This window comes from Limosilactobacillus galli (genome assembly GCF_947381495.1).
Taxonomy (GTDB): Bacteria; Bacillota; Bacilli; order Lactobacillales; family Lactobacillaceae; genus Limosilactobacillus; species Limosilactobacillus galli.
The window spans coordinates 1-314 of sequence record NZ_CANCWK010000133.1; the positions used below are offsets into that span (position 1 = coordinate 1).

A 314-nucleotide genomic window follows, 5' to 3' on the forward strand; every position below is an offset into this window, starting at 1 on the left:
TGATGAACATGGCAGTTGGGACAAGTCCATTCGCGCTGAGCTAATGTCAGTTTCTTGGTGTCGCCAGTTCCCATCACGAAACCACAATCATGGCACGTTTGCGTGGTGTTTTTGGGGTTAATCGTGATGAATCGTTGATCATAAAGCTCTGCTTTGTATGACAACATGCCTAAAAATGATCGCCAACCAACGTCAGCAATACTCATTGCCAATGCATGGTTCTTCAGCAAATTCTTACTCCGTAGTTCTTCAGCGACCACTAAATCGTGGTTCTTGATTAATGTGGTCGAAAGGTTTTGGAGGAAATCATGCCG

At 44.6% G+C, this 314-nt stretch carries 1 protein-coding gene; it reads right to left on the reverse strand.

Annotated features, from left to right (window positions below):
• Positions 1–314: RNA-guided endonuclease TnpB family protein (locus QOS10_RS09590; protein ID WP_283595214.1), on the reverse strand; the 314-nt coding region annotated here is incomplete at both ends.